Below are 23,569 nucleotides of genomic sequence, written 5' to 3' on the forward strand. Positions count from 1 at the left end.
GTATGGGAGTGGAACCGATCCAAAAGCTCGACCGTCTCGATGAGGAGTTGCACAACCGTCTGACCCACTACCGCTACAACCGGAACCTTCGCCTGGATGAGCGCTACCGCAAGGGGCGGATCGCCGCGCTGAAGTGGCTGACGGCGCTTTGCCGGCACTACCGCCAAAAAGCGGAGGGGATCCTACCGGCCGTGGAGCAGAGCCTGGATGCGGAGCTGGCCAAGATCCGCTGGCTCGACCCCTCTCCCTACCGTCAGGGGATCGAGGATGCTGTCGAAGAGTTTCGCCGGCTTCTCGGGGAGGATTGATGTTCCTCCATATCGATATCGACAGCTTCTTCGTCTCGGCGGAGCGGAGCCGGGACCCGGGTTTGCGGGGAGTGCCCGTGGCGGTGGGAGGACGGAGCAATCTGGAGATCTTCTCCACCCGCCGTACCCATATCCGGTTGATGGATGAGAACCGGGGTGCTTTCGTGGCCCCGGTCTTCTACAGCGACCGTCGCAAAAGCTTCGAGGAGCATTTCATCGACCGGATCGACGGGCGCAGGAAGATCCGGGGGATCGTCACCACCTCCAGCTACGAGGCTAGGGAACGGGGGGTGCGCACCGGGATGCCCCTGGCCCAGGCCCTGCGCCTGGTTCCCGAGCTGATCGTAGTGCCCAACGATATGCTCTTCTACCACCGCCTTTCTCACGCTCTGGCCCTTTTCCTGGCTCGGGAGATCCCGGCACTGGAGCAGTTCAGCATCGACGAATTTTTCGGGGATCTTCGGGGATGGATTTCGGACGGGGAGAGCGAAGCTTTTGCCATAAGGCTCCAGGAGCGGATCTTTCACCGATTCCATCTTCCCGTCTCCATCGGGATCGCCCGGAGCAAATGGACCGCCAAGCTGGCGACGGAGTACGCCAAGCCCTACGGTGTGCTTCGGGTCGATGACGTCAAGGAGTTTATCCGGGAGATCCCCATCGAAAAGTTCCCCGGAATCGGGCGGGGATACCGCTGCCGCTTGGAAGCGCGGGGGATCCGGACCCTTGGAGAGCTGATCCCTCTGCAAAAGCTCTTCGAGAGCTGGGGCGAGCCGGGACGGCAACTCTACCGGCGCATCCTGGGGATCGACGACGAAGGAATCGCCCGGCACCCCTCCCGTCAATCGGTGGGGATCAGCCGCACCTTCGATCCCGTCACCGACCCCGGGGAGGTCCGACGGCGGATTATGGTGATGGCGCGGCATGTGGCCTACATCACCCTCAAGCTTGGGGCCAACCCGACCCGCTATTTCCTCAAGATCAACTATGCATCGGGGCTGAGGGCTAAGGAAGGGGTGCGGGTGGAGCGGATCTTCAGCGAAGCCCTCCTCAAAGCGGAGCTCTCCAAACTCTTCGATCGCCTTCATCGTCCGGGAGAGGGGGCGGTCAAGCTGAGCCTTTCGGTCTCGGACTTTACCCACCTGCATCCCAGGACGCTTTCGCTTCTGGAGTTTGAAGCGGACCGAAAAGCGAGGGCGATCACGGAAAAGATGCAGCAGATCAGGGAGCGCTTCGGCCTGGACGCGATCCGGACGGGCAATGAACTGCTCCATAGCCACACCTGATATAATATCTTCCAAAAAAAGAGGGCTTAGTGATGATCGTCGATACCCATGTCCATCTCGATGACCCGAAGTATGCGGAAGATCTGGAGGGGGTGCTGGAGCGTTCCCGAGAGGCGGGGGTGGCGCGCTGGATCATTCCCGCCGCCGATCCGGATACTCTGCCCAGGGCGATCGAGCTTGCGGAGCGATACGAGGATATCTTCTTCGCCGTGGGGGTGCACCCCTACGATGCCCGCCGTTATGAGCGCAAAGAGCTGGAGCGGCATATCGGCCACGAGAAATGTGTGGCGGTCGGAGAGTGCGGCCTGGATTACTATCGGCTCCCGGAGGGGGAAGAGGCGATTGCCGAAGAGAAACGGATCCAAAAAGAGGTCTTCGTCGATCAGATCGCCCTGGCCAAAGAGTATGCCAAGCCCCTCATCGTCCATATCCGGGAAGCGAGCCTCGATTCGATGAAGCTCCTGAAAGAAAACGCGGGAGAGCGGGGCGGGGTGCTGCACTGCTACAATGCCGACCATCAGCTGCTGAAATTGGCCGAGCGTAATTTCTACTACGGCATCGGGGGAGTGCTCACCTTCAAAAATGCCCGCAAACTGGTCGAAGTCTATCCCAAGATCCCCCGGGAGCGGCTACTGATCGAGACCGACGGCCCCTATTTGACCCCTCACCCCTATCGGGGCAAGCGCAACGAGCCCGCCTATTGCCGGATCATCGCCGAAAAGATGGCGGAACTCTCCGGCGTCTCTTTCGAGGAGATCACGGCGATTTGCCGGGAAAATACGAAGAGACTCTTCGGCATCTGAATAATTAGTAACCGAGTAACCGAGTAATGAGTAACCGAAAAATGAGAAGTTCGATGAACCTTCGATACTCATTGCCCGATGCCGGATCGATTGAGAGTTGAAAATGGATGATGAGGAATTTGACTTGCGACGTGAGGGGCGAAGCCCCGTGCCTGCGACTTGCGACTCTTTTCGGGCACGCCGCTTTTTTTTGAAAATCGGGTTTTTGCTTCCCGTGGGGCTTTCGGCTCTCTCTTTGGCGGATTTGACCCTGGAGGGGCGTTATCCCAGTTACCGGCATGTGATGCGGGAGTTCGATATCGATCCCGGCTATATCGACGATCCCGCCTTTATGGATTTCGTGACGCGCAACGAAAAAAAATACCGGCGCTTCTACGAAAACTCCACCAAGCGGGGCAAAGCCTACATCCCTCTTTTCAAAGATCTTCTGGCCCAGGGGGGATTGAGTCCACTCTTTCTCTATATGTCTATGACCGAGTCGGGTTTCAAGCGAAGCGCGGTCTCTTCTGCCAAGGCGGCGGGGCTTTGGCAATTTATGGCGGCGACGGCCCGGCGCTTCCATTTGAAGGTGGACAAGCATCGGGACGAGCGTTACGATCCTATCGCATCGACCCGGGCGGCGACGGAGTACCTCCAGACCCTCTACCGGATGTTCGGCAAGTGGTATCTGGTGATGATGGCTTACAACTGCGGGGAGGGGAGGCTCCAGCGGGCGATCCGGTGCGCCGGTACGGACGATTTTGCCACCCTGATGGATGAAAAGAGAGCCTACCTCCCCAAAGAGACCCGCAACTATCTGCGCAAGATCCTGCTTCTTTCCATGATGGGAGAGAAGATCCAGCGCTCTCCCAGGAAAGAGGATCGCAAGATCCGCAAAGCGATCCTGCCCGAAGGGGAAGTGCTCGTGACGATCTACGGGGGGACGACCCTGGAGGAGATCGCCCGGCTCCTGCGGATGAATGTGGGGCGTCTTGCTCGGCTCAATCCCCATCTGGCCGGGGGAGATATCAGCGAGGATCTGGGGATGACCCAGATCTTCATTCCTCCGGATCGGCTCCCTTATTACCGGGCCTACTACATTCCCCCGACTCTGGAGCAGATCTACCGACGCAAACATTATGCCCGGCTCATCGCCCATATCGTCCGGCCGGGCGATACCCTGCGCAGCATCGCCCGGCGCTACCACGCCACGCCCTTGGATCTGATCATCGCCAATCAGCTCGAAGAGACTACATTGAAGCCCGGGGAAGTGGTTATGGTGCCGGTGACCCGGGAGTATTTCGAACGCCACCGGAAAATCTGACCCTTTCCAGAACTTTCAAAGGGGAATGGGGTTACAATTGATATTAAAAAATGAGAAAGAAGCTATGGGACGAATCTTTTCGGGAATCCTCACCCTTGCATTGATTGGAACGGGGATCAGCCTCTTCACCGGTTGCTCCAGCCGCTCCTACACCAAGCCGGGCCATACTTCGGCGGCCCGGCGACGAGCGACGATGCGCACCTACACTGTCCGGGGGCGCACCTACCATCCTACCTATGTCAGAGTGGGGGACACGATGAGCGGGATCGCCAGCTGGTACGGCCCCAATTTCCACGGCAAGCAGACGAGCAATGGAGAACGGTATAATATGAATGCTATGACCGCCGCCCACAAAACGTGGCCGATGGATACGATGGTGCGGGTCGAGAACCGGGCCAACGGCCGCAGCTGCGTCGTGAGGATCAACGACCGGGGGCCTTTCGTCAAAGGGCGGGTGATCGACTGCTCCTACGCCGCCGGGAAAAGACTGGGGCTCGACCGGACCGGGACCGCCCCGGTCAAACTGACCGTCGTGGGTTTTGCGGGTAAGGTCTATCACCCCTCGGCTACGGGGAAAAGCACCCCGCCGCCCGCTATAGAACTGAGCAACTTCGGTGTGCAGGTCGGGGCGTTCCGCCGGCTTGAAGGGGCTCGGATCTATCAGCGCCGCTATGCGGCTACGGTTGAGCGCCCGGAGCGGGTTGTGATCAAAAAATTCATCGTCGACGGGGCGCCGCTCTACCGGGTCTGGGTCATGGGATTCGGTTCGGAAGAGGAGGCCAGAGATTATATCCGCGACCACGGAATCAGCGGCGGCTTCCTGGTCCGCAACTGAGTCAAAACAGCAATCGAGGAAGACTTTATGTATGAAAAAAGACGGGTAACCAAAGAGACCGATATCACCATCAAACTGAACCTCTACGGCACGGGAGAGGCGGCCATCGATACCGGCGTGGGCTTTTTCGACCATATGCTGGAGTCCTTTGCCCGGCATGCCCTCCTGGATCTGGAGGTGACGTGCCAGGGGGATCTGCACATCGACGCGCACCACAGCGTCGAGGATGTGGGCATCGTCCTGGGGCAGCTTCTGGGCGAAGCGATCTATCCGGTGAAGGGGATGGAGCGTTTCGGCAATGCCGTCGTGGTGATGGATGAAGCGGCGGTGGAGTGCGATATCGATCTGAGCGGCCGGGCCTACCTGGTCTTTGAATTGCCGGTGGAAGGCAAAGTCGGAGAGTTTGACACGGAGCTGGTAGAGGAGTTTTTTCGGGCGTTGGTCTTCAACCTCCCGATCACTTGCCACCTAACCGCCAGGCGGGGCCGCAACCGGCACCACCTGATCGAAGCGGCCTTCAAGGCTCTGGCCGTGGCCCTGCGCCGGGCCGTGACCCCCAACGAACGGATCGGAGTGCCCAGCACCAAGGGAGTGCTCTGAGATGGCGATCCGTCTGATCGTGCTGGATGTGGACGGCTGCCTCACCGACGGGCGGATCGTCTATTCCGCCGAAGGGGATGAGCTCAAAGCCTTCGATGTCAAAGACGGCCTGGCGATCGCCAGCTGGATCCGGCTGGGCCGGCAGGCGGCCATCATTACCGGCCGCCACTCCAAGATCGTGGAGCGCCGGGCGGCGGAGCTGGGTATCAGCCACTACTATCAGGGGGTCAAGAACAAAAAGGAGCGTCTGGAAAAGCTGCTCGATTCCCTGGGGCTGAAACCCGAAGAGGTCGCGGCAATCGGGGATGATCTCAACGACTGGGGGATGCTGGAAGCGGCCGAGCGCTCCTACGCCCCCGCCGATGCCGTACCGATGATCCGTGAGACGGTGGATCGGGTCCTCACCCATCCCGGCGGCCGGGGAGCCGTGCGGGAGATGATTGAGGATCTGCTGGAGTATGAGGGGTTGTGGCAGGAGTTTCTGAATCTATGGTCAGTCGCGTAGAAATCGTTCTGATTCTGTTCCTCCTGGGGGCTTTGGCACTGGGTCTTTCCAACCGGACCCGGATCGTCCAAGCCCGTCAGGATCGGCACAAGGTCCATAAAAGCGCCGAACTGTATGATGCGAAGAACCTGGAGGTCAACGCTAGCGGAGTGATGAATACCTACTCCGCCCGGCATGCTTATCTGATCGGGCAGACATGGCATATGGAGGATTTTCGCACCCGCAATCCCGACATTCGGCTTTTGAGCGCCCGCAAGGCTCTGCGGACCAAGCGCTTGACACGTTTGGATGGGAATGTAACGTTGATCCGGACGGACGGTTCGGTCTATCGGGCACAGACGGTGATCTATGACCGGGTCCGAAAGACGCTCAACTCCGTAGGCCCCTTCGATGCAAGACGGGGTAAGGATTACCTGAAGGGGGTTGATTTCTACTATGAGATTGTCCCGAAGATTACGCGGGCCGAAACGGTCTTCGCCCACTACCGTCTGAAAGATGCCAAACACTTACGCTAGTTGGCTACAATGAGATTCAGTAAAGGGTTTGAGGAGTGAAAAGATGAGAGGGATGCGAGCAGTCGGGATTTTCCTGTCGCTGATGGCAATAGTATGGGGCGCGGAGAATCTCGAGGTGACGGCGGACAAGTTCACCCATCTGGAGAAGGAACAGAAGGCGATCTTCCAGGGGCATGCCCATGCCACCCAGGGGGCAAGCTGGATCAAGGCGAAGAAGTTTGTCGTCTATTTCGACAAAGAGAACAACGCCAAAGAGTATCAGGCGATGGGAAATGTCAATTTCGAAATCGTCAAAAAGCCGGATCGGGATGTGAAGGGGCAGTGTGACAAACTGCTCTACAAAGTGGCGGAGGATAGCTATCGGCTCATCGGCCATGCGGTGGTCGACGACCGGGTCAATCATCGCCTGATGAAAGGTGATGAGATCTTTCTGGACAACAAACGGGGCCTCGCCCGCGCCACCAGCGGCAAAAAGGGCCCGGTCAAATTCGTCTTCCCGATGAAAGACGCCCAGGGAGCCAAGAAGAAAAAAAGAGGAAAGTATTAAAGTGAAAGCGTCACGTGTACCCAGGCCGGTCAGGGCCGAATTCGTCAAATCGGCCCAATCGATCAACGACAGTGTGGACGAGAGCCTCAGCGAAGTGGTCTTTCTGGGCCGATCGAATGTAGGCAAAAGCTCCACCATCAACCTCCTGGCGGGCAGAAAGAACCTGGCCAAGAGCTCGGCTACGCCGGGCAAGACGCGGCTGATCAACTTTTTCGACGTGGGCTACAAACTCGATGACAAGGATTACACGGTTCGTTTCGTCGATCTGCCGGGCTTCGGCTATGCCAAGGTTTCCAAGTCCATGAAGGATATTTGGCAAAAGAACCTGGTGGAGTTCATCAAGAACCGCGTCGCCATCCGCCTCTTCATCCACCTGCGCGACGCCCGCCATCCCCACGCGAAGATCGACGAAGACGTAGCGCGCTACATCGGGGAGTTCCTGCGGCCCGATCAGCGCTATCTGACCGTCTTTACCAAAGCGGACAAACTCAACCAGAAAGAGCGTGCCGCCCTCCTGCGGGACTATCCCGGCGCAATCCTCATCTCCAATCTCAAAAAGACGGGCCAGGAGCGAATCCAGCAGGCGATCTTCGAGACGATCTTCGGAGAGAAATTCCAATGATCCGTTACCGCAAAGCGACCCTTGCCGATATCCCGGAGATGCAGGCCATGGTGGCCGAGCAGGTTAAAGAGGGGGTGATTCTCCCCCGCAGCGACGACGAAGTGGCGACCAACATCCGCAGCTACATTCTGGCGGAGGCGGAGGGGATGATCGTGGGCTACGGAGCGCTCCATATCCATTCTCCCCGCCTGGCGGAGATCCGCAGCCTTATCGTCTCCCCGACCTGGCGGTGCAGGGGCGTCGGAGCGGGGATCGTCCGGGAAGCGCTGCGTGAAGCGGAGGAGTTGGGCGTTGAAGAGGTGCTGGTGCTGACCTATGTGTCTGACTTTTTCCGTCAACTCGGCTTTCACGAGATCGCCAAAGAGAGCATCCCCGAGCAAAAGATTTGGACCGACTGCATCAAATGCATCCATTTCCCGAACTGCAACGAGTCTTCCCTGGTCTACACCGTCAACCCGCGGAGGGGCTAAGCGTGAAACGTGTGTGGCAGGTGCTGGTTTGGCTGACGATCCTGGCCTTTGTCCTCTTCTATCCGATGCTGATCTCGGTCTATGTGACCCTGCCGCTCTTCATCGGTTTTGCCGGCTATCTGCTGCTGCGGGGGCTCGAGGGGCAGGGGTGGCGCTACATCTTCCTGCCGCTGCTCTATCTCTTCAACCTGGAGCTCAACCTCTCTCTGCCCATCTTTTTGAGCCTGGTCGCCGTGCTGATCTACTATCTGGCCTTTTACCCCTCGGTGCTTTTCCTCAAACGCTGCTCGGTGTGTGTCGCGATCCTCTCGGTGCTGCTTATCGATCTGATCTACGGAGGGTTGATCATCGTCTATGACTTCATCTTCGCCACCTCCAGTGTCACAATCAATACGCAGCTGCTCTATTCGCTGATCATGGATGTCGTCGCGGCGGTGCTCCTGTGAGATTCAAGATCGTTCTGCTCATCTTCGCCGTTGTCTGGGCTATCCTGATCGTGCGCCTCTACCACATCAGCATCAAATCCAACTTCTACTACGAGAAGCTGGCCAAAGAGAATATCGAGCGCAAAAACTACATCAAACCGGTCCGGGGGGAGATCTTCGATACCCACGGCAATTTCCTGGCGGTGAACAAGATCGGATTCTCCCTTTCTCTGGCTCCCCATCTAAGTAGCAAAAAAGGAGAGCTCCAATCCCTCATCGCTACCCTAAAAGGCTATTTCCCCGATATCAACGCCACCGTGATGGAACGGGTCTACCGTAAGCAGAATTCCCCCTACAATTACCGCTACATCAAGGTGATCGACTTCATCCCCTACGCCGAGATGATGCGCTTCTATCCCCGGCTCAGCGCCATTCCCCAGATCAAGATCGATACCGAAACCAAACGCTACTACCCCTACGGACGCTTCGCTGCCCATATCGTCGGCTATGTGGGTCGGGCCAACCGCAAAGAGATCGCCAAGGACAAGGTCGCTTCCATCGTCGGCTACACGGGCAAGAGCGGGCTGGAACGCTACTACAACCGGCTTCTGGAAGGGGAACCGGGCTACATCATCAGCAAAGTCAACGCCCGCAACAAGGCTTTGGAGGTCCTCGAACGCAAAGAACCGGTCAACAACCGCTCCCTCAAAGTCAATCTCGATATGGATCTGCAAAAATTCATCTACGATCTGCTCGAAAAGCGCCCCGCGGTCGTGGTGGTTATGCGAACCACCGGGGAGGTCCTGGCGGCGGTGAGCAATCCGAGCTTCGACCCCAACCTCTTCGTCGGCGGCATCAGCGTCAAGGATTGGAAAGCACTGCAAAACAACCTGGGCCACCCCTTTACCAACAAGTTCATCCACGCAGTCTATCCCCCCGGATCGGTGATCAAGATGGGCGTGGCCCTGGCCGCCTCCAAAGCGGGTAAAGGGATCCTGGACGAGCACGAATACTGCAAAGGCTACATCACCATCGACAAGAGCAAGCACAAGTTCCGCTGCTGGAAAAAGTGGGGGCACGGCGATGTGGATCTGCGCAAATCGATCCGCGAGAGCTGCGACGTTTACTACTATGAAAAGAGCCTGAAGATCGGCATCGACAAAATCGCCAAGACCCTCAAACGGATCGGCCTGGGGGTCCGTACCGGCATCGATCTGCCCCGGGAGTACAGAGGGATCATCCCCGACAAAGCCTGGAAACGCAAACGCTATCACCTTCCCTGGTACAAAGGAGAGACGGTCATCGCCGCCATTGGGCAGGGCTACGACAACATCACGCCGATGCAGGTGGCCCGCTATACGGCTTTCCTGGCGACGGGATGGCTGCCCACTCCCACGCTGGCCCAGGAGATCGACGGCAAGAAGGTCACGCCCAAGCGGGAGAAGATCGCTTTCAACCCCATCCATATGTCGATCATCCGCCAGGGAATGATCGATGTCTGCAACGACCGCAGAGGAACCGCCTACAAAGCGCTGCACAAGCTCCCCATCAAAGTGGCGGCCAAGACCGGGACCGCCCAGGTGGTCTCCATTCCCCAGGAGGTCAAAAAACGGGTCAATGAAAAAGACCTGGCCTATTTCAAAAAATCCCACGCCTGGATCACCACCTACGCCCCGGCGAAAAATCCGGAGTATGTGGTGACGGTCCTGGTGGAGCACGGCGGGCACGGAGGAAGCGCCGCGGGTCCCATCGCCGCCAAGATCTACCAGTGGCTCTACTACCACGGCTATTTCAAACACCATCCGCTTGAAGAGGTTGAGAAAGAGTTGGCAAAGAGGAGAGGGGACCTCAATACTACACAAGCCTCGAAGTTGCGGGCTCCGAAACTCCGTATGGATCAGACACGGTTAAAAGTTTCCCCGAAAAACTGAAAGAGAATTTGAAGCAAAGTAAGTGTGGAATGGCGGGAGAATATCCCGGATAAGGAAGACTAGAGAGATTCCAGCAAAACGGTCTTCTCCTCTTTGGAAGCGAGGTCTTTGACCCAGACCGTGCCGTCTTTTCGCTCATTCTCTCCGATGACGGCGCAATACTTCGCCCCGGCGCGGTCTGCGCCTTTGAGATGGGCTTTGAGCCCCTTGGGGGCATACTCGACCACCGCTTTTTCTCCCTTTCGGCGGAGCTTTTGCCCCAGGGAGAGGATCGCATCGAGAGATTCGGCGTCCATCGCGCCGAGGTACCAGCCCGAGCGTTCCTCTTCGGGCATCTTTACCAACTCCATAATCCGCTCGATCCCGATGGCGAAGCCGATACCGGGAGTGGGCTTGCCCTCCAGGAATTCCACCAGCCGGTCATAGCGTCCGCCTCCGGCGATAGCGCTCTGAGCCCCGATCTCGTCACTGACGAATTCAAAGGCGGTACCGGAGTAGTAGTCGAGACCTCTCACCAGGTGGGTATCCACTTCGTAGTCGATTCCCGAAGTGTCGAGGAGCTTCTGGAGCCGTTTGAAATCACGGTCGCACTTTTCGCAGAGGGATTCCGAGAGCTTGGGAGCGCTTTCCAGGAGGTTTTGGCAATTTTCGTTTTTGCAGTCGAGGACCCGGATGGGGTTGGTGGTGATGCGGCGCTGGCAATCGGGGCAGAGCTCTTCGGCGATCCCTTCGAGGAAGCCCACCAGAGTGTTGCGGTAGGGGGGCATACAGGCGCTGCAGCCCAGGGAGTTGATCTTGACCTTGTAGCCAATCCCCAGCGCATCGAAGATCTCCGAGAGCATCATAATGAGGGTAAAGTCCTCTTCGACCTCCGCCGTGCCGAAGCTCTCCACCCCGAATTGGTGGAATTGGCGCAGGCGGCCTTTTTGGGGGCGCTCGTAGCGGAACATCGGCCCGTAGTAGAAGAAGCGGTCTTTGCGCCCCTGCTGGCGGTCGAGCTTGGCCTGGATGTAGGCACGGACCACTCCGGCGGTTCCTTCGGGGCGGAGGCAGACGTCGTTACCTCCCTTGTCGGTGAATTGATACATCTCCTTGCCCACAATGTCGGAGCTTTCACCGACAGAGCGCTTGAAGAGCCGGGTCTCTTCGAGAATGGGGGTTTCGATGAAGTCGAAGCCGTAGTTGCGGGCGATCCGCGATGCGGTCTCGACGATATAGGTGTAGCGTTCGGCATCGTCGAACATCAAATCTTTCATACCACGCAATGCATTGATCATAAGGGGCCTTTGCTGTTTTCTCAACGCTCAGCACTCAACGCTCAGCGCTTTTTGAGGAGGATTATATCCCGAGATAGGTTACGATCTTTTGATGGATCGTCTCCACGCTCTCCCTGGCGTCGAGAATGAGGGTGGGAATGGCGAGTTTGGGGAGGGCTTCTTTCATCTTTTCCTGGACGGTGAGCAGATAGTCGATGCCCCGCTCTTCGATCCCGTCGGCGCTCTTTTCCCCAAGACGTCGGCGCAGGGTCGCTTCGTCGGTTTCGAAAAAGATGATGTGGTCGGGCCAGTCTCCTTGGAGGGCGAAGTGGTTGAGGGCGATGAGCTCTTCGAGGCTCACGCCGCCGTTGGCCAGGGCGTAGCCGATGCCTGAGAGGAAGCCCCGGTCGGAGATGAGGAGTTTGTCGCGGTTGGGGCGGACGATCTCTTCGTAGTGCTCGGCCCGGTCGGCCAAAAAGAGCAGGAGCTCGGCCCGCTTGCTTTGGAGCTTGGCTTCCAGGAGGATTTCGCGGGCCTTTTCGCCGAATCGGGTGCCTCCGGGCTCCCGGGTGATGATCGCTTCGGGATGCTCGGCGGCGATGAGGCGGATCTGGGTGCTCTTGCCGCAGGTATCGATCCCCTCGAAAAGCACATACATCAGCGCTTTTCCCCTTCGAGGATCATCCGGTGGACCTGGGGCGGGAGGAGATGATCGACCTTGCCCCCGAAATGAAGGATCGTACGCACCACCGAAGAGCTGACGAAGGCGTGCTCCAGGCTGGGCATAAGGTAGATGGTCTCCAGATCCTTTTTGAGTGAAGCGTTGGCATAGCCCATCTGGAGTTCGTACTCGAAATCGCTCACGGCCCGGAGGCCTCGGATGATAATGTTGGAGTCAAGCTCTTCAGCCAGCGTGACCAGCAGGCTCTCGAAGCCGACCACCCGGACCTTGGGAAGATCCTTCGTGGCGGCCCGGGCGAAGGCGATACGCTCGGCCTGGGAAAACATCGGCTTTTTTGCCCGGGATTCGGCGACGGCGATGACGATCTCGTCGAAAATGGTGCAGGCACGGCGGACAATGTCCATATGGCCTACGGTAATGGGATCGAAAGTTCCGGGATAGATGGCACGTTTCATCAGCTTCTTTCAGGCTTTGATGGGACAAATATTAGGATATTTTAGCTTAGGGGTTTCTCGGAATGTCAGATGGGAAGAGAATCGGGATGTTCATTACCTAAAAATTAGCTAAGTATTTTAGCGTTAGAATCAAAATAAAGATGAAGAAAGCAAAGGAGGAGGCAAAATGAGACGCCTGTTTTGGTTCGCGATTTTTGGGATCGGGCTGATATGGGAGATGGCCGCCGCCTGCCGACCCTATACGGTGACGGGGCTCAATCCCTACGGAGACAACTATTTGGCGGTCCGCAGCGGGCCCGGTTCGCGCTACTATATGCAGGATACCCTGCACAACGGGGACAGGGTCCTGGTCTGTGGATATGCCGGTGCATGGAGAAGGATCTTCTACGGACAGGGGTGCTCTCTCAACGGGGCCGGGGAGCCTAGCGGTTACTGCCGGAATGGCTGGGCCTACGGACGCTATCTGGTTCCCGCCTATTCTCCTCCAGCCCCCGGCTATTCCGGTGGGAACTACGGTTCCTCAGCCGGTGCCGGGGTACAGGAGGTCTATTATGCGAGGCTGAGTGGCTGGGATCATTACAACTCCCGCGGTGTCCGTCTCGACAGTGTCGCGGCGATCCTCCGTCAGGATCGGGCCAATTTCCACAAGTATTACCGCAGGGATCCCGAGGATACCGGGGATTCCTATTTTGCCAACAAATACAACCGCTCGATTCTGGAGCGGATCGTCCGCAGGAGCTATATCCCGCCCCAGGTTCGCAATGCGATCCTTTATGGAACCCCTTATGTGAAGGTGACGCTCTATACCGACGGGCATATCCGGGTGGATCTGCTCTGAGGTTCAGCTCCCCCAGCGGCGGTAAAGCTCGTTCTCTATCCCCAGGATATCGTACCACTTCCCCACGAGAAAACGCTCCATCTCTTCGAGGGTGCGGCTGTCACTGTAGTAGCCCAGCACCGGCGGAGCGATGATAACGCCGAGGCGGGAGAGTTTGAGCATATTCTCCAGAGCGATGGGGGAAAAAGGAAGTTCACGGGGAGCCAGGAGCAGGGGTTTGCGCTCCTTGATGGCGACGGCGGCGGCCCGGGAAGCGAGGGTGTCGGCGATCCCGCAGGCGATCTTGGCGAGGGTGTTCATAGAGCAGGGGATGACCGCGGTGGCATCGACCCCGAAGGATCCGCTGGCGATGGCGGCGGCGATGTCGTTGTCGGCGTGGAGAGTGATGCCGGTTTTTTCGTGCAGGGCGACGGTCCGGGCATTGTCGGAGAGGACGACGTGGGTTTCGATCCCGTCGGGCAGATAGCGCAAAAAGGCGTCCGCCAATTCTACGCCGCTGGCTCCGGAGACGATGAGGGCGATTTTCATAGGGTCAAAAGAGCCTTAGTTCTCTTTGTTGATTTCGACGCGTCGGTTCTTGGCGTGGCAGGGAGCGCTGTGGCCGGTGCAGATGGGATTGCTTTCTCCGTAGCTGACGACATCGATGCGGGAAGAGGGGATGCCGTTGCTTACGAGGATCGACTGGACCGCCTTGGCCCGTTTGAGACCCAGGGCGTGGTTGTATTCGTCGGTCCCCATTTCGTCACAGTTCCCTTCGATGCGGATCTTTCCTGAGGAGGCGAGTTTTTGGATTTTGGGCATATCGCTCATAATGCGCTGGAGCTGGTCGGGTTCGACATCGTAGCGGTCGGTGGAGAAGTAGACCATCTTGATGCCGCTGGCGCTCACGCCGTCCTGTCCGGTATATTTGCCGGTGCTGCTGATGCCGCCGGGCACTTCGGTGCCGTATTGGCTCCCGCCGTTGCCGGGGTTGGTACCGGGAGCGGGGGTTTTGGGGGCACAGCCGCTCAGGAGCAGGGCGGCAGCCGCACCGAGGGCGAAGATCCAGCGGGTCGATCGATTCATAGAGACTCCTTTGTCCGAATAATTTGCCATTATCCTACCATATTCCATAGGGGAACCGGTTAATTCTTTCTGGTGTCATATTAAATCATATTATTAATCGGCAAACAGCATTCTTATTCCAGGCCAAGCTTTCACTCGATAGCTCTGGCAGTCGCAAACACCTGCGGTGCCCCTTCGGGGTTGGGTGCTCCTTTGTCGCCATCGAGTGAAAGCTTTATCATAAAACATTACATTGGTGATCGGAAGAGAAGAAGCCTGCGATCTTAGGGAGGTGCCTCTCGAACCCTTCGAAGCTGTGGCTTCCTCCCTCTTCGAGGATCCGGGGGGAATCAGGGAGGAGTTCCAGGGCCTGGCGGTAATCGAGCACTTCGTCACCGGTCTGGAGCATCAGCAGGATCCGTTCGGGATGGCTGGGGGTGTCGATGCGATACTTTTTGAGGCTCTCCACATGACGGGGAGTCCATTCGAAGCGGGCGCCGTCGTAGTAGTTGGTCCCGGTGCCGGTATGGGCCGCCAGGGTGGTCCAGGGGCGCAGGGAGGGGTTGATCAGTACCGCTTTGCACCCGTAACGCTCGGCGAGGTAGAGGGCATAGAAGCCTCCCAGTGAGGAGCCGATGAGATGCAGAGGCTCTTCCCTCCGCCGGCAGTGCCGGGCCAACTGCTCCAGAGTATCCACCGCCAGGTCGGGAACATAGGAGAGGGAAGGGGCGTAGGCTTCCTCCTTGAAATAATCCCGTACCGCCTTTGCCTTGGCCCCTAGGCCGCTGCTGGCGAAACCGTGGATGTAGAGGATCACTTCTTGGCCTTCAAGAATTTGTCGATCTCCGAAACTTCGAGGGTATTGACCAGGTGCTTCGCCTCCAGCCATCCCCGGCGGGCCTGGTTGAGACCGTAACGGATATTCTCCATCTCTTCGGGCTTGGCGGCGACGGAGCCGAGGACAAAGTGCGCTCCAGAATCCCGGGCGGCCTTGAGGTGCACGTCGCTGAGGTCCAGGCGGTCGGGGCGGGCGTCGATCTCGAGCCAGACCCCCTCTTTGGCTGCGGTATCGATCACTTTTTCGATATCGAGGCTGCATCCGTTGCGCTGTGCGATGATGCGGCAGGTGGGATGGGCCAGGATCCTGACCTGCGGATGAGATATGGCTTTGAGGAGGCGCTCGGTCTGTTTCTCTTTGCTGAGCTCATACTCCTCCTCCACGGCAGCAATGACGAGATCGAAGGGCTCCAGCTCCTTCGTATCGTAAGCGAGGCTGCCATCCTCCTCGATCTCCACTTCGATCCCTTTGATGATCCGTAGTTTGGGATATTTTTTCTGCAGGGCATCGAGCCGCTCCAGATATTCGCTCACCGGCGGGCACTCTCGTCCGTGCTCGCAGAAGAGGTAAGAGGCCTTGTCGGCGAAGCAGAGGTGGGTATAGCCGAGTTCGAGCGCCTTTTCGGCCAGCTCCTCGGGCTCGGCTTCCCCATCGCCGTAATGGGTGCGCAGATGCCAGTCGCCCCGCAGCTCTTTCGCCGTCACCAGTTTGGGAAGTTTCCCCTCCATCGCCGCTTCGAGCTCCCCCCGGTCTTCCCGCAGCTCCGGTTCGATGTAGTCCATACCGAAGAGGCGGTAGATCTCCTCCTCGGTCTTGCCTGCGATGCGCTCCATCTTCTCGTTGAAGACGCCGTATTCGTTGACCTTCCATCCCTTCTCCACTGCCATTTTGCGCACGGCGATATTGTGGGCTTTGGAGCCGGTGAAGTAGTGCAGCGCCGCTCCGTAGCTTAGGTCGCTCACGCAGCGAAAATCGACCTGTAGATTGTTCTCTAGGATGATCGTGGAGCGGGTGTCCCCTTTGGAGACGATCTCTTTGATCTTGCCGTAGGAGGCGAAATGATCCATCGCCCCCAGGGGGTCGTCGGAGGTAGAGACGATATCCAGATCGCCCACGGTCTCTTTGCGGCGGCGGAAACTGCCGGCGATGGTGAGTTGGTGGATCGCTTTGAAGCCTTTGAGGTATTCGTAGAGTTCCGATGCGTAGGGCTCCGCTTCGGCGAAGAGGAAGCGCTTGCCCTCTTTTTTGTAAAGGACGACCCCTTTGAGGATCTTCTCTTCGGTCTTTTCGCCGAAACCGGGGAGTTCACGGATCTTATGCTCCTCGGCCGCCTTTTTCAACTCTTCCAGCGAGCCGATCCCGAGCTTCTCATAGAGGGTCTTGACCTTTTTGGGGCCCAGGCCTTCAATCTTGAGCAGGTCGAGGATGTGGGGTGGAAACTCTTTTTTGACCTCTTCGAGCTTGCTCAGCTTGCCTGTAGTGACGATCTCGACGATCTTTTTGGCGATCCGCTCGCCGATGTCGGGGAGCTGGGAGAGGTCGTACCCCTCTTCGACCAGTTTGGCGAAATCGTATCCGCTGGTTTCGATGGTCCGCGCCGCGTTGCGATAGGCTCGGATGCGGAAGGGGTTGTCCCCTTTGATCTCGAGATAATCCGCCAACTCTTTGAAAAATTGCGCGATTTCACTGTTGCTCATCTGTCTGACACCCATCTCGACTCCTTTGATTGGCTCCTGTCATATTTTACAATATATTTAAAACAGGAGAACATCCGGCTCAATAAAAGCGGTAAAATGGCACCGAATAGCTCAATATTTAAAAATATTATTATACTCTTTAATATAGCTTTTTGTATGATATTAACTCTGGAAATGGATCGACTATTTATTTAACAGGACGGACAAAAAATATGAAAAATATGAAAAAGATCGTAGTGTCAGTGGCCTTTGCCCTCATCGGTGTACAGGGGGCCCAGGCGGGGAAAAGGATCGTCGTCGATTTGACCCATCAGCAAGCCTGTGCCTACCAGGACGGCGACAGGCTCTTTTGCGGTGATATCTCCACCGGCAAACCGGGCCACCGCACGCCCTCCGGTCACTTTCGCGTGCTGGAAAAGGAGCTTCGGCACGTCTCCAGCCGCTACCCGGAGCCCCACGGAGGTGCCCGGATGGATTATATGCTCCGTCTGACCAACTACGGGGTGGCGATGCATCTGGGCTATGTCCCCAACTATCCGGCCTCCCACGGCTGTATCCGTATGGAGAACGGCTTCGCCCAGCGGATGTTCGCGTGGGCCAATGTGGGGACCCCGGTGGTCGTTCGCGGAACGCCACCGCGCTATGTGGATCGCCCCGGCCCCAGACGTGTGGCCCGAAGAGCTGTTTCCCGCAAGAGTAGAACGGTGGGCAACTTTGAAGGGAATAGACCTCTGAAGTTTCTGAGCTCCGTTCCCGGAAAGCGTGAGTCGCTTGTCAGCAAGCGGGATAAAAAAGAGTTGCGCCACTCCAAAAAGAAAAAAGAAGTCATCACGGAAAACCGGAAACCGATGACACCTCTGGGGATGCTCAAAAGCTGAGCGCCCTGTTTTTTTCTACATTTTCCTTTCAATCCCCTTTATTCGCTACTCTAAATAAATTCCTTGACTTGAATCGAATTAACGTTTCATTTTTTGAAGTATAATCGAGAAAATATGGAATGAAAGGGGAAAAAATGGCAATTCTCGAATCTCATGGGGCGGATGAGGTCGTTACCGGCTCCTGTCATCTGCTCAAACTCGAAAACGGTATGAGGATTCTCGTCGATTGCGGGATGTATCAGGGGAGGGAAGAGCCCCGTAATTGGGAACCCTTCGGTTTCAACCCCAAAAAGGTGGATGCACTACTGGTAACCCATGCCCATCTGGACCATGTGGGGCGCATCCCCAAACTGGTAAAAGAGGGGTTCCGAGGCCCCATCTATGCGACTGAAGCCACTTTCGAGCTGGCCAACATCGTCCTGCTCGACAGCGCCAAGCTGATGGAGGAGGATTACCGCACCCGGTACAAGAAGGCCCAGCGCCGGGGGGAAGAGAAAGATGTCCGACCGCCCCTCTATACCGTGGAAGATGTGGAGAATGTCTGGCTGAGACCCACGATCCACGTGAAATACGGCAAATGGTTCCGTGTGGGCAAAGGAGTCCGCGCCCGCTACCGCAATGCGGGGCATATTCTCGGCTCGGCTTTCATCGAAATCGAATATACCGAAGGGGAGGGCAAAAAGCGTATCGTTTTCAGCGGGGACCTGGGCAACAAGGTCGAAGTGGTCATGCCCCGTATCGAGCACGCCAAGATCGCCGACAATCTGGTGATCGAATCGACCTACGGTGACCGGGACCACCGTCCCCTCAAAGAGAGTATCAAAGAGTTCAAGAAGGTCGTTCGCGATACGCTGCTCAATCGGGGCAACGTCATCATCCCCAGCTTCGCCATCGAACGTACCCAGGATCTGCTTTGCGTGCTCAAGCAGATGTACAAGGACAAGGAGCTTCCCTACTGTAAAGTCTTCCTCGATACCCCGATGGGGATCCGCACCACCAATGTCTTCAACAAATATGTCGACCAGCTCAGCCCCCGCTGTCAAAAGTTTTACAAAGAGGACGGTGAAGTCTTCCAATTCCCCGGCTTGATCTTCACCCCGGAAGTGGAAGATTCCAAGCGGATCAACGATGTCGCCCGGGGCGCCATCATCATCGCCGGGAGCGGTATGTGTACCGGCGGGCGGATCCTGCACCATTTCAAGCACCAGATCTGGAACCGCCGCAACGCCGTGATCTTCGTCGGCTATCAGGCCGAAGGGACCATCGGACGGGAGATCGTCGAGGGAGCGAAATGGATCAAGATCTATCACGAGGATATCCGGGTACGCGCTTCCATCCACACCATCAACGGCTTCTCCGCCCATGCCGATCAGGATGAGCTCATTGACTGGATGAAAGCCTTCAAACGTCTGGGAAATGTTTTTCTGGTCCACGGAGAGCTCGAAAAGCAGCTGGTTTTGAAAAAGGTAATGAAGAAGCGAATGAAAAAGGAGCCGATCATCGTCGAAGAGGGCAAAGACTATTTTCTCGACTAGTAGTGCAATCCCGGTTGCATTGATTTTTACCAAATTTTTTTATGATGAATAGACGATCCCGAGTTTGTCAAAGGAGCAATTATGCCAAACGATAAGAAGAAGGAAGAAGTGGAAGTCTCCACTAAGAGTGAAAAGTCTCAGAAAGGAGAGGCTTTGGATACTTCTCAAAAGGAGAATGCCAATGCCGCCACTTCTGCGGAAGAAGCGAGGGAGCAAAAGGGCGATTCCGGTGCCGCCGCTACCAAAGAGAATTACAAGGGCCTCAGCACGCAAGAGGCTCAGGAGCACTTGAAAAAATACGGCTATAACGAAATTCAGGAAAAGGAAGAGCCCTGGTGGCATCGGCTCTTCCGGCGTTTCTGGGGGCCTATTCCCTGGATGATCGAGATCGCGGCCATTCTGGCGGCCCTGGTGCGCCACTGGGAAGAGTTTTGGATCATCATCGTTTTGTTGCTGGTCAATGCCATCGTCGATTTCTATCAGGAGTCGAAGGCGCTGAGCGCCATCGCCGTGCTCAAAAAGAAACTGGCGCGGCAAGCTCTCGTGCTTCGCGACGGCAAATGGCAAGTGATCCCCGCCAGAGAGATTGTCCCCGGGGATGTGATCAAGATCAAGATCGGTGATATTATTCCGGCGGACGGTAAACTCCTCGGCGGCGGAGATTTCCTGCTGGTCGACCAGTCGGCGCTGACGGGGGAATCCCTGCCGGTGACCAAAAAGCCCGGCGATGAGATCTACGCCAACGGGATTGTCAAACAGGGAGAGATGATTGCCCTGGTGACCGCGACGGGACTCAATACCTATTTCGGCAAAACCGTCGGTCTGGTCGCCAAAGCGGAGCGGGAGGAGCGCAGTCACTTCCAAAAGATGGTCATTCAGGTGGGGGATTTCCTCATCGCGATCACTTTGGTGATGATCGGCATCATCGTATTGGTAGGCTTCAAACGGCACGAATCTCCCATCGAACTCCTCATCTTCGCTCTGGTCTTGACCATCTCTGCGATTCCCGTGGCAATGCCGGCGGTCCTGACCGTCACGATGGCGGTGGGGGCGCGGATCCTGGCAGCCAAGCAGGCGATCGTCACCCGGCTGGCGGCGATCGAAGAGATGGCGGGGATGGACATCCTCTGCTCTGACAAGACCGGAACCCTCACACAGAACCGGATGAGTTTGGCGGATCCCTATGTGGTGAAGGGCTATACGCCCGAAGAGTTGATGCTTTATGCCGCCTTGGCGAGCAAGGAAGAGAACCACGATCCCATCGAAAAGCCCATCTTCGAGTATATCGATGCCCACAAACTTCGCGACAAACTCAAAGAACACCATCTCTACAAATTCCTCCCCTTCGATCCGGTACACAAGCGGACCGAGGGGATCTATAAAGATGAAAAAGAGTGTGTTGTCTATACCAAGGGGGCTCCCCAGGTCATCATCGAACAGTGTAAAGAGGATGAGTTCGACAAAAAGGCGGCTTACTCCCAGGTGGAAGCCTTCGCCGAGAAAGGGTTCAGGACCCTGGGTGTCGCTTATCGAAACTGTGAAGAGGACCTCTACCATTTCGTCGGGCTCATTCCCCTCTTCGATCCTCCGCGGGAAGACTCCAAGGATGCGATCGCCGAGGCGAAAGCCAAAGGGGTCGAGGTCAAGATGGTTACCGGCGACAATATCGCTGTGGCCAAATACATCGCCTCGATCCTGGGAATCGGTGATAATATCAAGGATATCCGAGAGCTCAAAGGGGAATCGGTCGAAGAGTATATCTATCTCTCCAAAGTCCTTACCGAAGCCCTGACTCGAAAACTGCGCCCCGATCTGAGCGATGAAGAACGGGAACAGACCGTCGAGGATATCCTCAAATGGGTCAAGCGGGAACTCTACAATATGCCGCTGCCCAAGGGAACGGTCAAGAAACACGAATCGGAAATCATCAAGGCGATCGAAGAGGCCAACGGCTTTGCCCAGGTCTTTCCCGAAGACAAATATTTCATCGTCGACGAGCTGCAAAAAGCGGATCATATCGTCGGGATGACCGGCGACGGGGTCAACGACGCTCCCGCGCTCAAGAAGGCCGACTGCGGGATCGCCGTCAGCGGTGCGACTGACGCGGCGCGGGCAGCAGCGGATATCGTGCTGATGGCCCCGGGCCTGCGGGTGATCGTGGACGCCATCAAAGAGGCGCGCATCACCTTCGAGCGGATGAAGAGCTATACAATATACCGGATCGCCGAGACGATCCGAATCATCATCTTCATGACCCTGGCCATCGTGATTTTCAACTTTTATCCCGTCACGGCCATCATGATTATTCTGTTGGCGCTGCTCAACGATTTGCCGATTCTGATGATCGCCACCGACAATACCAAGGTGCGGGAGCAGCCGGTGCGTTGGGATATGCGGGAGATGCTGGTCCTCTCCAGCTGGCTGGGGGTTGCCGGGGTGCTCTCATCCTTTACCCTGTTCTATATCGCGATGGCGGTGATGCACCTGCCTCTCGATTATGTACAGTCTCTCTTCTTCGTCAAACTGATCGTCGCCGGGCACAACACCATCTTCAATACCCGGATTGACGATTGGTTCTGGCGCAAACCCTGGCCCTCGGGTAAACTCTTCTGGACTTCCCAGGCGACAGCGGTCATTGGAACGATCGTGGGGGTCTATGGGTTCGATCTCATGACCCCGATCGGCTGGGGTATGGCGATCTTTGTCTGGATCTACGCTCTGGTGTGGTTCGTCTTCAACGATGCCGTCAAAATGCTTGTCATCAAATATTATCGAAGGAGATATCATGAAGATATCATCTAAAAACTTTTTGAAGAAGAAGGTTCTTGTGGACCTTTCCCGCCGCGACTTCCTCAAAGGGGGAGCCGCCTTGCCCCTTTTGGCGTTGGGAGCCAGTCAAAGCGCTTCGGCGGCCGAGAGTAAATTGACGGCCGGCATCAGCAAAAAACACGCCCAGATCGTCATCGTCGGCGCCGGAAGCGGTGGAATCGATGCGGCCGCGAGGCTTCGCCGTGCCGCCCCCAATGCCGAGATCACCGTGATCGCCCCCAACACGATTCACCTCTATCAAAGCGGACAGATCTTTGTGGCCGCAGGGCTCTATACCCAGACGGATAACCGCAAAAACAGTTCCGACCTGATTCCCGACAAGGTTAAATGGATTCAGGATCTCGTAACGCAGATCGATCCCAAAAATCATCAAGTCCAGACCGAAAAGAACGGGGCCGTGAAATACGATGTGCTGGTCGTCGCGACCGGTGCCGTGCATGACTTTTCCGCCATCGAGGGCTTGAAGACAGAGGCGTTTGGGCAGAGTGGCTTGGCGAGCGTCTATCTCAACGATACCCTCAAAGGGGAAGCCGTCGGAGGTGAGCAGACCCGCCAATGGCTCTCACAGATCGCCGAAGCGGCTCGGACAAGCAGGCAGCAGGTGCTCTTCAGCATTCCCGAGGGAGATGTGAAGGCTCAGAATGCCAGCCTGGACGTTCTGCTTTTGGGCCTGGATATCTTCCGGGGTAAGGGGCCCGGCGGCGGTGCCGATGTCTACGACAATGTGGCAATCACTGTCGCGGTGGGGAACGAATATCTCATCGACTCCAAGCCCTTCGATCGAGTATTGCGCAAACTCCTGGCCAAAGAGAAAAACCTCACCCTCCGGTTCGGTACCCGGCTGAGCGCTGTCGATACCCAGGCCCAAAAGGCGACGCTCACCGGCGCGAAGGAAACGGAGGAACTGAAGTATGATTTTCTCCACGTCGCTCCATCTCTAAAAGCTCCTGAAGCGGTCGCCCAATCCGAACTGGCGCTGAAAGAGGGAGCCCGCAAAGGCTTCGTCGAAGTGGATCCGGTGACGCTGCAACACAAACGCTATCCCAACGTCTTCGCCCTCGGAGACGTGGCGGCACTCCCGGCCAAGAGCGGTGCCGCCACCCGGGATATGGCCATTGTCATCCAGGACAATGTGGCCAACTATCTGGAAGGCCGAAGGTTGGGAACCCGCTACACCGGATACACCGCCGTTCCGGTCAAGACACGCTATGGACGGGAAATGCTGATCGAATACGATCGAAAGGGCCCCAACCCCACCTTCCCGCTGGATCCGAACGTCCCTCGATGGATATGGTGGGAGATGGATCTGCACCTGATCCGCTGGGCATACTTCGAATTGATGATGCGCGGATTGCTTTAATAAATATATA

At 56.9% G+C, this 23,569-nt stretch carries 25 protein-coding genes; 18 read left to right on the forward strand and 7 right to left on the reverse strand.

Going from position 1 to position 23,569, the window contains the following annotated elements; all coding sequences use genetic code 11:
* The first annotated feature begins 2 nt into the window (after positions 1-2).
* From NITSA_RS04765 to mrdA, 13 genes are all read left to right on the forward strand, one after another.
* Positions 3-308, forward strand: coding sequence for a hypothetical protein (locus NITSA_RS04765; protein WP_013553888.1), 306 nt, complete (start codon positions 3-5; stop codon positions 306-308).
* Positions 308-1,591 carry a DNA polymerase Y family protein gene (locus tag NITSA_RS04770; protein WP_013553889.1) on the forward strand — a complete coding sequence of 428 codons (1,284 nt, stop codon included), beginning with the start codon at positions 308-310 and terminating at the stop codon, positions 1,589-1,591. The genes NITSA_RS04765 and NITSA_RS04770 overlap by 1 nt, the downstream gene beginning before the upstream one ends.
* A gap of 32 nt (positions 1,592-1,623) precedes the next feature.
* Positions 1,624-2,394 (forward strand): TatD family hydrolase, encoded by a 771-nt coding sequence (locus NITSA_RS04775; protein ID WP_013553890.1) that lies wholly within the window; start codon positions 1,624-1,626, stop codon positions 2,392-2,394.
* Positions 2,395-2,497: 103 nt separating this feature from the next.
* Positions 2,498-3,697 (forward strand): lytic transglycosylase domain-containing protein, encoded by a 1,200-nt coding sequence (locus NITSA_RS04780; protein WP_013553891.1) that lies wholly within the window; start codon positions 2,498-2,500, stop codon positions 3,695-3,697.
* Positions 3,698-3,761: 64 nt separating this feature from the next.
* The gene (locus NITSA_RS04785; RefSeq protein ID WP_013553892.1) at positions 3,762-4,532 is read left to right on the forward strand and encodes a septal ring lytic transglycosylase RlpA family protein; all 771 of its coding nucleotides are present in this window, start codon (positions 3,762-3,764) and stop codon (positions 4,530-4,532) included.
* Positions 4,533-4,559: 27 nt separating this feature from the next.
* Entirely contained in the window at positions 4,560-5,132 is a 573-nt protein-coding gene (gene hisB, locus NITSA_RS04790) for an imidazoleglycerol-phosphate dehydratase HisB (protein ID WP_013553893.1), read from the forward strand.
* Position 5,133: 1 nt separating this feature from the next.
* Complete coding sequence (locus NITSA_RS04795; RefSeq protein WP_013553894.1) at positions 5,134-5,637, forward strand: KdsC family phosphatase; 504 nt, start codon at positions 5,134-5,136, stop codon at positions 5,635-5,637.
* Positions 5,622-6,152: a hypothetical protein gene (locus NITSA_RS04800; RefSeq protein WP_013553895.1), complete on the forward strand. Its 531-nt coding sequence runs from the start codon at positions 5,622-5,624 to the stop codon at positions 6,150-6,152. Before NITSA_RS04795 ends, NITSA_RS04800 begins: the two co-directional genes overlap by 16 nt.
* A gap of 43 nt (positions 6,153-6,195) precedes the next feature.
* Positions 6,196-6,699, forward strand: coding sequence for a lipopolysaccharide transport periplasmic protein LptA (gene lptA / locus NITSA_RS04805; protein ID WP_013553896.1), 504 nt, complete (start codon positions 6,196-6,198; stop codon positions 6,697-6,699).
* 1 nt (position 6,700) lies between these two features.
* Entirely contained in the window at positions 6,701-7,321 is a 621-nt protein-coding gene (yihA, locus tag NITSA_RS04810; RefSeq protein ID WP_013553897.1) for a ribosome biogenesis GTP-binding protein YihA/YsxC, read from the forward strand.
* Positions 7,318-7,791, forward strand: coding sequence for an N-acetyltransferase (locus NITSA_RS04815; protein ID WP_013553898.1), 474 nt, complete (start codon positions 7,318-7,320; stop codon positions 7,789-7,791). The genes yihA and NITSA_RS04815 overlap by 4 nt, the downstream gene beginning before the upstream one ends.
* 2 nt (positions 7,792-7,793) lie before the next feature.
* Complete coding sequence (locus NITSA_RS04820; RefSeq protein ID WP_013553899.1) at positions 7,794-8,237, forward strand: hypothetical protein; 444 nt, start codon at positions 7,794-7,796, stop codon at positions 8,235-8,237.
* A complete protein-coding gene (gene mrdA, locus NITSA_RS04825) occupies positions 8,234-10,147 on the forward strand; it encodes a penicillin-binding protein 2 (RefSeq protein WP_013553900.1) in 1,914 nt (637 codons plus the stop codon). The genes NITSA_RS04820 and mrdA overlap by 4 nt, the downstream gene beginning before the upstream one ends.
* A 59-nt stretch (positions 10,148-10,206) precedes the next feature.
* Here mrdA and hisS read toward each other — a convergent pair whose 3' ends face one another.
* From hisS to coaD, 3 genes are all read right to left on the reverse strand, one after another.
* A complete protein-coding gene (hisS, locus tag NITSA_RS04830) occupies positions 10,207-11,424 on the reverse strand; it encodes a histidine--tRNA ligase (protein ID WP_013553901.1) in 1,218 nt (405 codons plus the stop codon).
* A gap of 61 nt (positions 11,425-11,485) precedes the next feature.
* Positions 11,486-12,061, reverse strand: a complete 576-nt coding sequence (gene tmk / locus NITSA_RS04835; protein ID WP_013553902.1) for a dTMP kinase — start codon at positions 12,059-12,061, stop codon at positions 11,486-11,488.
* Positions 12,061-12,540, reverse strand: a complete 480-nt coding sequence (coaD, locus tag NITSA_RS04840; RefSeq protein WP_013553903.1) for a pantetheine-phosphate adenylyltransferase — start codon at positions 12,538-12,540, stop codon at positions 12,061-12,063. Before coaD ends, tmk begins: the two co-directional genes overlap by 1 nt.
* 166 nt (positions 12,541-12,706) lie before the next feature.
* Between coaD and NITSA_RS10835 the strand changes: the two genes are divergently transcribed.
* Positions 12,707-13,378, forward strand: coding sequence for an SH3 domain-containing protein (locus NITSA_RS10835; RefSeq protein ID WP_013553904.1), 672 nt, complete (start codon positions 12,707-12,709; stop codon positions 13,376-13,378).
* Positions 13,379-13,381: 3 nt separating this feature from the next.
* Here the strand turns inward: NITSA_RS10835 and NITSA_RS04850 are convergent, their stop codons facing one another.
* The 4 genes from NITSA_RS04850 to polX all read right to left on the reverse strand — a co-directional run bounded on the left by NITSA_RS04850 (position 13,382) and on the right by polX (position 16,972).
* A complete protein-coding gene (locus NITSA_RS04850) occupies positions 13,382-13,906 on the reverse strand; it encodes a UbiX family flavin prenyltransferase (protein WP_013553905.1) in 525 nt (174 codons plus the stop codon).
* A 15-nt stretch (positions 13,907-13,921) separates the two neighbouring features.
* Positions 13,922-14,443: an OmpA family protein gene (locus tag NITSA_RS11595; RefSeq protein WP_013553906.1), complete on the reverse strand. Its 522-nt coding sequence runs from the start codon at positions 14,441-14,443 to the stop codon at positions 13,922-13,924.
* A gap of 217 nt (positions 14,444-14,660) precedes the next feature.
* Entirely contained in the window at positions 14,661-15,239 is a 579-nt protein-coding gene (locus NITSA_RS04860) for a YqiA/YcfP family alpha/beta fold hydrolase (protein WP_013553907.1), read from the reverse strand.
* Entirely contained in the window at positions 15,236-16,972 is a 1,737-nt protein-coding gene (gene polX, locus NITSA_RS04865; RefSeq protein ID WP_013553908.1) for a DNA polymerase/3'-5' exonuclease PolX, read from the reverse strand. Before polX ends, NITSA_RS04860 begins: the two co-directional genes overlap by 4 nt.
* Positions 16,973-17,178: 206 nt before the next feature.
* Between polX and NITSA_RS10840 the strand changes: the two genes are divergently transcribed.
* The 4 genes from NITSA_RS10840 to NITSA_RS04885 all read left to right on the forward strand — a co-directional run bounded on the left by NITSA_RS10840 (position 17,179) and on the right by NITSA_RS04885 (position 23,559).
* Positions 17,179-17,835, forward strand: coding sequence for a L,D-transpeptidase family protein (locus tag NITSA_RS10840; RefSeq protein WP_148224941.1), 657 nt, complete (start codon positions 17,179-17,181; stop codon positions 17,833-17,835).
* Between the two features lie 134 nt (positions 17,836-17,969).
* Complete coding sequence (locus tag NITSA_RS04875) at positions 17,970-19,370, forward strand: MBL fold metallo-hydrolase RNA specificity domain-containing protein (protein ID WP_042203748.1); 1,401 nt, start codon at positions 17,970-17,972, stop codon at positions 19,368-19,370.
* Between the two features lie 81 nt (positions 19,371-19,451).
* On the forward strand, positions 19,452-22,172 hold the full coding sequence (locus NITSA_RS04880) for a plasma-membrane proton-efflux P-type ATPase (RefSeq protein WP_013553911.1): 2,721 nt from the start codon (positions 19,452-19,454) through the stop codon (positions 22,170-22,172).
* On the forward strand, positions 22,156-23,559 hold the full coding sequence (locus NITSA_RS04885; protein ID WP_013553912.1) for an NAD(P)/FAD-dependent oxidoreductase: 1,404 nt from the start codon (positions 22,156-22,158) through the stop codon (positions 23,557-23,559). The genes NITSA_RS04880 and NITSA_RS04885 overlap by 17 nt, the downstream gene beginning before the upstream one ends.
* Positions 23,560-23,569 lie beyond the last annotated feature (10 nt).

The sequence above is a fragment of the Nitratifractor salsuginis DSM 16511 genome, assembly GCF_000186245.1.
Taxonomy (GTDB): Bacteria; Campylobacterota; Campylobacteria; order Campylobacterales; family Sulfurovaceae; genus Nitratifractor; species Nitratifractor salsuginis.

What these genes read in the sequence shown, in the direction of transcription:
- NITSA_RS04765 (WP_013553888.1), top strand. Translation starts at nt 3, where the DNA reads ATGGGAGTGGAACCGATCCAAAAGCTCGACCGTCTCGATGAGGAGTTG.
- NITSA_RS04770 (WP_013553889.1), top strand. Translation starts at nt 308, where the DNA reads ATGTTCCTCCATATCGATATCGACAGCTTCTTCGTCTCGGCGGAGCGG.
- NITSA_RS04775 (WP_013553890.1), top strand. Translation starts at nt 1,624, where the DNA reads ATGATCGTCGATACCCATGTCCATCTCGATGACCCGAAGTATGCGGAA.
- NITSA_RS04780 (WP_013553891.1), top strand. Translation starts at nt 2,498, where the DNA reads ATGGATGATGAGGAATTTGACTTGCGACGTGAGGGGCGAAGCCCCGTG.
- NITSA_RS04785 (WP_013553892.1), top strand. Translation starts at nt 3,762, where the DNA reads ATGGGACGAATCTTTTCGGGAATCCTCACCCTTGCATTGATTGGAACG.
- hisB (WP_013553893.1), top strand. Translation starts at nt 4,560, where the DNA reads ATGTATGAAAAAAGACGGGTAACCAAAGAGACCGATATCACCATCAAA.
- NITSA_RS04795 (WP_013553894.1), top strand. Translation starts at nt 5,134, where the DNA reads ATGGCGATCCGTCTGATCGTGCTGGATGTGGACGGCTGCCTCACCGAC.
- NITSA_RS04800 (WP_013553895.1), top strand. Translation starts at nt 5,622, where the DNA reads ATGGTCAGTCGCGTAGAAATCGTTCTGATTCTGTTCCTCCTGGGGGCT.
- lptA (WP_013553896.1), top strand. Translation starts at nt 6,196, where the DNA reads ATGAGAGGGATGCGAGCAGTCGGGATTTTCCTGTCGCTGATGGCAATA.
- NITSA_RS04815 (WP_013553898.1), top strand. Translation starts at nt 7,318, where the DNA reads ATGATCCGTTACCGCAAAGCGACCCTTGCCGATATCCCGGAGATGCAG.
- hisS (WP_013553901.1), bottom strand. Translation starts at nt 11,424, where the DNA reads ATGATCAATGCATTGCGTGGTATGAAAGATTTGATGTTCGACGATGCC.
- tmk (WP_013553902.1), bottom strand. Translation starts at nt 12,061, where the DNA reads ATGTATGTGCTTTTCGAGGGGATCGATACCTGCGGCAAGAGCACCCAG.
- coaD (WP_013553903.1), bottom strand. Translation starts at nt 12,540, where the DNA reads ATGAAACGTGCCATCTATCCCGGAACTTTCGATCCCATTACCGTAGGC.
- NITSA_RS10835 (WP_013553904.1), top strand. Translation starts at nt 12,707, where the DNA reads ATGAGACGCCTGTTTTGGTTCGCGATTTTTGGGATCGGGCTGATATGG.
- NITSA_RS04850 (WP_013553905.1), bottom strand. Translation starts at nt 13,906, where the DNA reads ATGAAAATCGCCCTCATCGTCTCCGGAGCCAGCGGCGTAGAATTGGCG.
- NITSA_RS11595 (WP_013553906.1), bottom strand. Translation starts at nt 14,443, where the DNA reads ATGAATCGATCGACCCGCTGGATCTTCGCCCTCGGTGCGGCTGCCGCC.
- polX (WP_013553908.1), bottom strand. Translation starts at nt 16,972, where the DNA reads ATGGGTGTCAGACAGATGAGCAACAGTGAAATCGCGCAATTTTTCAAA.
- NITSA_RS10840 (WP_148224941.1), top strand. Translation starts at nt 17,179, where the DNA reads ATGAAAAAGATCGTAGTGTCAGTGGCCTTTGCCCTCATCGGTGTACAG.
- NITSA_RS04875 (WP_042203748.1), top strand. Translation starts at nt 17,970, where the DNA reads ATGGCAATTCTCGAATCTCATGGGGCGGATGAGGTCGTTACCGGCTCC.
- NITSA_RS04880 (WP_013553911.1), top strand. Translation starts at nt 19,452, where the DNA reads ATGCCAAACGATAAGAAGAAGGAAGAAGTGGAAGTCTCCACTAAGAGT.
- NITSA_RS04885 (WP_013553912.1), top strand. Translation starts at nt 22,156, where the DNA reads ATGAAGATATCATCTAAAAACTTTTTGAAGAAGAAGGTTCTTGTGGAC.